The following is a 7,832-nucleotide window of genomic DNA, read 5'->3' as shown; positions in this document are numbered from 1 at the left end:
CGTTGGTGGAAGTACCGGTACTCATACTATTGGTAAGACGGCCAGTTTAATGGTTGAAAAAGATATTACAGTTAGACCGTTTCAAAAAAAGCAAATTTATAGTGAATAGACTTAATTAATAAGTCTATTTTTTTTATATTTGCAATCTATTATGAAATTATTCAGTACTACATCTTCCCAAGTTACACCGCCTTAATTTAACAGGCTAATAATTCATCCTATATCCAAAAGCTTTTTTTGGATAGTTTTTCTTATACTTTCAAAAATCAATTTTAAATCATTATTCCATAATCTACTATGGGATCAACATACAATTTATATCTATGGAAAACACTTTCTTAAGTTTTCAATCATTACGAAACGTAAATATTAAAAATGAAATTTTAGCTGGATTAACCGTTGCGATGACCATGATACCTGAGTCATTGTCATTTGCGATTTTAGCAGGATTATCTCCATTAACAGGACTTTATGCAGCTTTTTTAATGGGAATTGTCACTGCCATTTTGGGTGGTAGACCTGGAATGGTTTCCGGTGGCGCGGGTGCTACTGTGGTTGTTCTTATAGCTCTGGCTTCCGCTCATGGTGTTGAATATCTTTTTGCAGCAGTTGCTTTAGCAGGAATTATTCAACTATTAGTCGGGGTGCTGAAACTCGGTAAGTTTGTAAGATTGATACCACAACCCGTGATGTATGGTTTCTTAAATGGTCTTGCGGTGATTATTTTTATGGCTCAGGTTGCCCAATTTAAGGTGTTAGAAAATGGAGTAAGCTCTTGGATGGAAGGTTCAGCACTTGCTATAATGGCTGGATTGACCATGCTTACTATTGCTATCGTTTTGATTTTCCCAAAGATTACAAAGGCAATACCTTCATCGCTGGTTGCCATCATCGTTGTTTTTGGTCTGGTGTATTTCTTAAACATAGATACCAAGAAAGTGATAGATATTGCATCGGTGAGTGGTTCCCTACCGTCTTTTCACATTCCAAATATTCCGTTTACCATAGAAACTTTAAAAATCATCTTTCCATACGCCGCGATTATGGCCGGAGTGGGACTTATTGAATCTTTATTGACTTTAAATATGGTAGACGAGATTACCAATACAAAAGGACGTTCCAATAAAGAAGCCTGCGCACAAGGTATAGCCAACATTACCAATGGCTTTTTTGGAGGTATGGGAGGCTGTGCTATGGTAGCCCAAACCTTGGTAAATATCGATGCCGGAGCAAGAACCAGAATCTCTGCAATTATCGGAGCGGTTACTATTTTGATTATAATTCTGGCAGGTGGGCCGATTATTGAACAGATCCCGATGGCTGCTTTAGTTGGTGTTATGATGATGGTGGCAATAGGCACTTTTGAATGGGTTTCATTCCGTATTATAACCAAAATGCCTAAATCAGATATTTTTGTGGGTATGCTTGTAGCAATAATTACTGTTTTACTTCATAATCTTGCCTTAGCAGTACTGATTGGTGTTATTATATCCGCTTTGGTTTTTGCCTGGGATAATGCAAAAAGAATCAGGGCTAAAAAATCGATTGATGAAATGGGTAATAAAGTGTATGAAATTTACGGTCCCCTTTTCTTTGGGAGCACGACAGCTTTTTCAGAGAAATTTGATGCGCAGGGTGATCCGGAAAAAATAATTATTGATTTCAAAGAATCCCGTATCGTTGATATGTCTGCCATTGAAGCACTGAAAAAAGTGACCGAAAAATATACAGCTAATAATAAAGAAGTTGTTCTAAAGCACCTCAGCCCAGATTGTATACAACTTCTGGATAATGCCAGTGGCTTTATTGAAGTGAACCTTCATGAAGATCCTACCTATAAGGTAATGCCGGAAAAATAAGATAAAGACCAATAGTTTAAGCCATAATTAATAGCAAAAAAAACATCTAGTTGTTTGCTATTGAACATCTTCGTTATTAAAAATTTTAGTAACGAAGATTGAGATATGGCTATTTTTGCTCTGTTTTTATAATTAATTTTATAACATAAAAATATGATAAGAAATTAGTTGAAAAAGAGCATCAGCATAAAAAGTAAAATTGAAGCAGCAGAACTAATAAAGGTTTTGCCGTTCAAAAAGGAAATTCGTAAAACCGAACCTCATAAGCACAACAGTTATTTTGAAATTATTTACCTACGGAAAGGAAGCGGTTGCCACACCATCGACCATACTCCTTTTCCGATAGATCCTCCAACACTATTTTTTGTTCGAAAAGAACAGGTACATCATTGGGATATTACAGATACACCAGATGGTTATGTACTACTTTTAAAGAAAGGTTTTGTAGATAACTCGATTGACGGCGAACTAAAAAGTCTTTTATCCAAACTAAGCGGATTAACTTGCATTCATTTGAGAGAAACTGAAAGTATCGGTACGTTGTTCAATTTACTCACCAAAGAAAAAGACTTTACAGTTACAGAAGGATTATTGAAAGCACTATTTGCTAAAATATTGATTGCCGCAAAACCTCTGGTAATTAAGACCAACAAAACGGATGATATCATTGCATTGCTCAGGGAGTTACTGAACCAGACAAATGACCTGCAGAACAATGTTGCCTACTACGCAGAAAAGCTGCATACGACACCACAAAATCTAAATGCTATTTGTCGTAAAACACTAAGCCAATCAGCAGCAGAAGTAATTGCTGAGCATATCATCAGCGAGGCAAAAAGACAATTGATTTATACGGAAAACAGTGTTTCTGAAATTGCCTATAGTTTGAATTTTAATGATACTTCCCACTTTGTAAAGTATTTCAAACGCTTTGCAGGCCTTACACCACAGGTATTCCGCAATACCTAAAAGCTGTCGGAATATTTTCAAATATACCGTATAAGGTGACTTGTATTGTACGAAATTTGTGGAGAGTAAATTGTAAGCAATGAAATATTCAACATGTTTGTTAATAATTCTTTTTATTTCGGCTTGTAACCAAAAACAAGAAACAGTTCAGGGGCAGTGGATAAAAGGAAACGAGCAAAAAAAGCTTGAAACAATAGAAAATCAATTTCGTGGTTTCGATATGGCCATGGTTGAAACCGGATATCGTTATCAGGAATTATATTGGGCTGGACAAGACGAAAACTGGGGATATGCCGATTATCAATTGGAGAAAATCCAAAAGGCAATTGAAAATGGCCTGGAAAGAAGGCCTAAACGGGCACAATCCGCACAGCATTTTCTAACCGTTACAGTCCCCCAAATGAAAGAGGCACTAAAAAAAAGGATACAGTTGTTTTTAATAAGAACTTCCAAGTAATTACCAATAGCTGCGTTAGCTGTCATGCAATGGAAAAAGTACCTTTTTTACTGTAAAAACTCCGACAGAAAGACAATCACCCATCAGAAAATAATGCTTGAGGATATCAAACAAATAGATACAAATATTCTATTATGGCTAAATGGAAGCCACAACGAATTTTGGGACGAAGTAATGTGGTTTGCCAGCGACAAATACACTTGGCTTCTTTTTTATGTTGCACTGATAATTTTGCTTATCTGGAAGTATAAAAAGGATGCCATCCTAATGATTTTATTAATCGTATTGCTCATCACAATGAGTGATCAGTTGGCTTCCGGCATATTTAAACCACTATTTGAAAGGCTGCGTCCAAGTCATAATCCAGCATTAGAAGGTGAGCTACATATAGTAAACAATTATCGTGGCGGCAAGTTCGGTTTTATTTCTTCTCATGCTGCCAATGTCTTTGCTTTGGCATTTTATTTAACCATATTAACTAAACAAAATCTGAAATGGCTCCCAATTATTCTCATCCCATGGGCAATTTTTGTCAGTTTGAGCAGGGTTTATTTAGGCGTACACTATCCCGCTGATATTTTAGTTCCAGCTATTTTAAGTATGCTTATTGCAGGGATGGTAGCCCATTTATATAAAATATACAATCCAAAATTCATAAAACTATTTAATCATGATGTTTCAAAAAATAACTAAGACAGACCTATCAAAAACTACCATACTTATTCGACTGATGGTAGGTGCCGTATTTCTTTCGGAAGGAATACAGAAGTTTTTATTTGCAGACACCTTAGGTGCAGGACGTTTTGCAAAATAGGTCTGCCTAATCCTGAGTTTTTGGGTCCGTTCGTTGGCAGCTTTGAAATTGTTTGTGGATTTTTAATTCTTATTGGACTTCTGACAAGATTGGTGAGCATTCCTCTTATCATTATTATGTTCGTTGCTATTGCAACAACTAAATCAGAAGTTTTAGCAGAAAAAGGATTTTGGGAAATGATGCATGGAAGTCGTACAGACTGGGCGATGCTTTTGGGTAGTATCTTTCTATTGATAAAAGGTGGAGGTTGTTGGTCGATAGATAGCTTGACAAATATTCCTAAATAAATAGGACAATTTCAATCACTTAAATATAACATATCATTTTAGACAATTTATATGAATAAGATACTATTTTCTGCTATTGCGTTAATGTTTGCTACAACAGCAATGGCACAACTTCCTAAAATTCCTGCTACATACAGTAACCTGGGCTATGATACTAATGGAAGATTATATTTTGAAAATAAGGGTGAAAAATACTTTGCTGAAGAATTTAAAAATCCACTAACGATCGAACAACTTCTTGGTAAACCGGAAGCTACTGAAAATGGGGTTCAGATGGATTTTGGGACTTTAAAAGGCACGGTAACCTATGGCTTGATCCCATACGGAAAAGTTCCGCATCCGCTTCCAGTATATCGAAAAACAGTCAAAATTGAAGATGGTAAAATAGTGCTCAATATAAAAGACGATTTCAAGTATCCGTATGATTTTGTAGACTGGAAGAAAAATGGGTACCTGAACCTTGGCTACCGAATTGCTGATGAGCAAGGTATGCTTTTGTTTGATGGCATAGTTGCTTTAAAAGGTGAAGGACCATTTGAAGTCATACCAGCAATTTATGAAGGACCTTTTGTAAATATGGTAACTGATAACTCTGCTGTAATCTGGTGCAAAACCACACGTCCTGTAAAAGCCGAAATTGAAATCAATGGCAAAGTTTATAAAGATGAGCAGGAAACAACGCTGCATCGCTGGAATATAGCAGGACTTACCCCAAATACAAAGCACAACTATAAGGTAAAATATGGGATACAATCACAATCGTATCATCTTAAAACTGCACCATCTAAAGGCAGCAGAGAAGCGTTCGTATTTGGTTATGCAAGCGACAGCCGCCATGCTACAGGTGGAGGTGAACGGAAAATCCTTGGAGCGAACGCCTACATAATGAAAAAAATAGCCGCACTGGCTAATATGAAAGACGTGCGCTTTATGCAGTTCACCGGCGATATGATTAATGGCTATTTGAGCAGTAAAGAGCAGCAGAGAGTGGAGTATTCTAATTGGAAAAAATCCATTGAACCATTTTGGCACTATATGCCTATTATATTGGCATGGGGAATCATGAAGCATTAGGTCTTATTTTTAATGATGAGAAAGGTAAACAACAAGCATTTATTGATGCTTTTCCTTATGAGACCCAATCCGCAGAAGCACTTTTTGCAGAGGAATTTATTAATCCTGAAAACGGCCCTGATAGCGAGGATAATAACAAGTATGACCCTGACCCTAAAAATATAGATTTCCCTTCTTATAAGGAAAATGCGTTTTATTACACATACGGCAATGTGGCGATGATTGTCCTTAATAGCAATTACTGGTATGCACCTTCCATTGCTAATCAAACGGCTTCTAGCGGAGGGTTGCATGGGTATTTAATGGATAACCAACTTCAATGGCTTCGTGAAACGATCTCAAAACTGGAAAAAGACAAGAATATTGATCACATTTTTCTTACACAACATACCCCTGCATTTCCTAATGGAGGACACAGTAAAGATGTGATGTGGTACGGAGGTAACAACGAAAAAAGACCCTACATTGGAGGAAAACCTGTTGACAAAGGAATTATAGAACGCAGGGATGAATATTTAGATATTTTGATTAATGAAAGTAAGAAAGTGGTGGGGATGCTTACAGGAGATGAGCATAACTATAACTGGTTGAAGCTTACGGCTGATATGCCTATTTACCCCGGGAATTATCCCCATAAAAACTTAACGTATCGCGTCCAATTTATCAAATCAATAATGGTGCAGCAGGAGCTCCTTATTATGGCCAAGAAGTATTGCCATGGAGTAAGCATACCCAGTCCTTTAGCGTGGAAAATGCACTGTGCCTGTTTTATGTGGAAGGAAAAAAATAACAATGAAAGTATTCAATCCGGACACTTTAAATCAAATAGATGAAGTCGAATTAAGATAATTAAAATGCAAGAGAATGTAAACGTAAAAGAAATCGCAAAAGTTTTCGGTAAGTTAGGTATCATTGGGTTTGGAGGTCCGGCAGCACATATTGTCATGATGCGGGATGAAGTAGTGATCAAACGAATGTGGATGAACGAACAGCATTTTTTGGATCTGCTGGGTGCTACCAACCTTATTCCAGGACCTAACAGCACGGAAATGGCTATTCATATTGGCTATGATAAAGGCGGTTGGAAAGGATTGTTAACAGCAGGTTTATGCTTTATTCTGCCTGCCGTATTTATCACTGGAATTTTCGCATATTTATATAATCTTTACGGACAGCTACCCGAAGTACAACCTTTTATCTATGGTATCAAACCTGCTATAATAGCCATTATTCTGGCAGCAATTTATCCATTGGCAAAACAATCTGTCAAATCCATAAATTTAGCTCTTATAGGTATTGCTGTTTTGTTAGCAGCTGTGTTTGGAGTTAATGAAATTTATTTAATGTTTGGTGCAGGTTTGTTAGCGTTTGGATTGTACAAGATACAGAGTAAACAAAAAAATGACACTTTACAAAGTATTGTTCCGCTTACATTTCTTCAAATAATACAGACAACTTTTTGGACAGCGACCAATACCAAACTTTTTGGACGTTCCTAAAAATTGGTTCCATACTTATGGGAGTGGATATGTATTATTTGCCTTTTTAGATACGGAATTGGTAGCAACAGGTATACTCACAAGACAGCAACTAATGGATGCCATTGCGGTAGGACAGTTCACGCCCGGTCCTGTTTTTTCATCGGTAACGTTTATTGGCTTTCAAATCAATGGGCTTTCAGGAGCCATTATCTCAACTATTGCAATTTTCCTGCCCTCATTTGTTTTTGTGGCACTGCTTAATCCGTTAATGAAAAAGCTACGAAATTCTAAAGGATTGTCCGCCTTTTTAGATGCAGTGAATGTAGCATCGGTAGCCATAATCATAGCTGTGTGCTATGAAATGGGTAAAGAAACCATTACTGATTGGCGAACGATTTTAATTGTGGTTGTAGGTGCGATTATTGTTTTTAATTTCAAAAAGATCAATAGTGCGTACGTAGTTTTGGGAGGATCATTTTTGGGATATATATTAAAAATGATCTAAAAAATATAATACCATTATTCAATTATTTCAATGCTAATAAATCTGTCTCCAAGCAATCTTTTTAAAGATGAAAATATCTCAATTATACTGAATATTCAAAAGTTCCAACACTATAGGTTTAGCTTTAAATATAACAAAAGCTAAATAGGTATATATGAGTTCTCTTACGAACTTGTCTTTTTCGCTATTGGTTGAGCTTAAAATCAATAGTATTGTGATCCCATTAAAAATCAAGTAAAAATAACTGCTGATAATTTGTTTCCATTTTTATTTTAGAATAATCAGGCAAATATTATGTTGTGTTCCAGATTACTTTATCTTTTATTATAAAGTGTTAAACGATAAAATAACTGGAACATGAACATAAGTGACTACACAACATAATG

At 36.2% G+C, this 7,832-nt stretch carries 10 protein-coding genes and 1 pseudogene; all 11 read left to right on the top strand.

Annotated features, from left to right (window positions below; translation table 11 throughout):
• The first annotated feature begins 323 nt into the window (after positions 1–323).
• The 11 genes and pseudogenes from L950_RS22990 to L950_RS31040 all read left to right on the top strand — a co-directional run bounded on the left by L950_RS22990 (position 324) and on the right by L950_RS31040 (position 7,446).
• A complete protein-coding gene (locus L950_RS22990; RefSeq protein ID WP_021190069.1) occupies positions 324–1,859 on the top strand; it encodes a SulP family inorganic anion transporter in 1,536 nt (511 codons plus the stop codon).
• Between the two features lie 168 nt (positions 1,860–2,027).
• Complete coding sequence (locus L950_RS22985; protein WP_021190068.1) at positions 2,028–2,828, top strand: helix-turn-helix domain-containing protein; 801 nt, start codon at positions 2,028–2,030, stop codon at positions 2,826–2,828.
• 79 nt (positions 2,829–2,907) lie between these two features.
• The gene (locus tag L950_RS22980; protein WP_197086656.1) at positions 2,908–3,285 is read left to right on the top strand and encodes a hypothetical protein; all 378 of its coding nucleotides are present in this window, start codon (positions 2,908–2,910) and stop codon (positions 3,283–3,285) included.
• A 93-nt stretch (positions 3,286–3,378) separates the two neighbouring features.
• Positions 3,379–3,978, top strand: a complete 600-nt coding sequence (locus L950_RS22975; RefSeq protein ID WP_031288320.1) for a phosphatase PAP2 family protein — start codon at positions 3,379–3,381, stop codon at positions 3,976–3,978.
• A complete protein-coding gene (locus tag L950_RS31055; protein ID WP_197086655.1) occupies positions 3,956–4,099 on the top strand; it encodes a hypothetical protein in 144 nt (47 codons plus the stop codon). Before L950_RS22975 ends, L950_RS31055 begins: the two co-directional genes overlap by 23 nt.
• A gap of 20 nt (positions 4,100–4,119) precedes the next feature.
• Positions 4,120–4,179: pseudogene (locus L950_RS36905) on the top strand (DoxX family protein); the annotation flags it as partial.
• 12 nt (positions 4,180–4,191) lie between these two features.
• Positions 4,192–4,386 carry a hypothetical protein gene (locus L950_RS31050; RefSeq protein ID WP_231577817.1) on the top strand — a complete coding sequence of 65 codons (195 nt, stop codon included), beginning with the start codon at positions 4,192–4,194 and terminating at the stop codon, positions 4,384–4,386.
• Positions 4,387–4,437: 51 nt separating this feature from the next.
• On the top strand, positions 4,438–5,460 hold the full coding sequence (locus tag L950_RS22965; protein ID WP_156169826.1) for a hypothetical protein: 1,023 nt from the start codon (positions 4,438–4,440) through the stop codon (positions 5,458–5,460).
• On the top strand, positions 5,439–6,293 hold the full coding sequence (locus tag L950_RS22960) for a hypothetical protein (RefSeq protein ID WP_021190065.1): 855 nt from the start codon (positions 5,439–5,441) through the stop codon (positions 6,291–6,293). Before L950_RS22965 ends, L950_RS22960 begins: the two co-directional genes overlap by 22 nt.
• 21 nt (positions 6,294–6,314) lie before the next feature.
• Positions 6,315–6,959, top strand: coding sequence for a chromate transporter (locus L950_RS31045; RefSeq protein WP_197086653.1), 645 nt, complete (start codon positions 6,315–6,317; stop codon positions 6,957–6,959).
• Complete coding sequence (locus tag L950_RS31040; RefSeq protein WP_197086652.1) at positions 6,946–7,446, top strand: chromate transporter; 501 nt, start codon at positions 6,946–6,948, stop codon at positions 7,444–7,446. The genes L950_RS31045 and L950_RS31040 overlap by 14 nt, the downstream gene beginning before the upstream one ends.
• Positions 7,447–7,832: the final 386 nt, after the last annotated feature.

Origin of the sequence: Sphingobacterium sp. IITKGP-BTPF85, from assembly GCF_001006065.1 — a bacterium.
Lineage (GTDB): Bacteria > Bacteroidota > Bacteroidia > Sphingobacteriales > Sphingobacteriaceae > Sphingobacterium > Sphingobacterium anhuiense.
This window is presented reverse-complemented; position numbering and strand designations above follow the sequence as displayed.